Here is a 1,011-nt window from a genome sequence, read left to right as displayed (position 1 = left end):
GCTGTTCCTCGGGCGGATCAACCGCACCTTCCGCACACCGGGGGCAGACACAGGCGAGCGCCGCCTGCGTGGGCCGTTCGGCCACATCCTGCCCTGAGGACCCTCGCATGACGACGACCCCGCGCGCGATCCTGATCGGCCTTGCGGCCCTGGCCGGACTGGCGCTGGCCGGCTGCGGCACGCCCCGCGGCGCCGCGATCGCCCAGCTGCGCACCACCCCGCTCGACGCCCATCCCATCACCGTCAGCGCGGTGAACGAGCGGCTGGAAATTCGCGCGCCCATGGCCGCGCAGACCCTGAACGGCGAGGACCGCCAGGCGCTGGAGCAGTTCGTCCGGATCTATCACGACATGGGCCACGGCCCGATCGTCGTCAGCCTGCCGTCTGGCGGGGCCAACGCCCAGGCGGCGGTGCAAGTAGCCACTGACGTACGGGCCCGGCTGTTTGCAGCCGGGGTGGACTGGGAGCAGATCGCCGGCGGCATGATCGAGGCGGCGGCCGGGGCAGAGCCGCCGATCGTGCTGTCGTTTCAGCGCTATGAGGCCAAGCCCCCGCCGTGCAAGCCGATGTCGGACTACAATCTGACCCGCACCGCCAGCAATCTGGCTCCGGGCCGGTTCGGCTGCGCACAGGCCGCCAATCTCGCCGTCATGCTGGCCGATCCCGCCGATCTGAAGGGGCCGCGCCCCATGACGCCCGCCGACGCTGGCCGGCGAGATGTCGTGCTTGGCAAGTATCGCGAAGGCCAGCCGACCTCGGCTGAGCGGGCGGAAGATGAACGCGGCAGCGTCCGCGCAGGAACACGCCAATGACCGGGGGCTCCGGCAAGCGCTGGTCGCAACTCGTCGCAAGCGACGAAACGATCGACTTTGACGCTGATCTCGACTTCATCGCGCCGCAACCAGACGCGGATCCGCCGCCGCCGGCGGCCAATGCGGACTTTGACGTCTCCAGCTTCGAGCAGGCCTATTCCGGCGAGCTGGAGCGCGGCGGCGATCAGCCTGTGCCGCG

Annotated in this window: 2 protein-coding genes; both read left to right on the top strand. The window is 70.4% G+C overall.

All coding sequences use genetic code 11. The features are described 5' to 3' along the window. Nucleotides 1-107 precede the first annotated feature (107 nt). Complete coding sequence (locus tag ACLD7X_RS17065; RefSeq protein ID WP_411424882.1) at nt 108-812, top strand: CpaD family pilus assembly protein; 705 nt, start codon at nt 108-110, stop codon at nt 810-812. After that, on the top strand, nt 809-1,011 hold a 203-nt coding region (locus ACLD7X_RS17060), incomplete at its 3' end, for a hypothetical protein (RefSeq protein WP_411424881.1). The genes ACLD7X_RS17065 and ACLD7X_RS17060, both read left to right, overlap by 4 nt.

It is taken from the genome of Aphanothece microscopica RSMan92 (assembly GCF_046613545.2).
Lineage (GTDB): Bacteria > Cyanobacteriota > Cyanobacteriia > PCC-6307 > Cyanobiaceae > NIES-981.
This window is presented reverse-complemented; position numbering and strand designations above follow the sequence as displayed.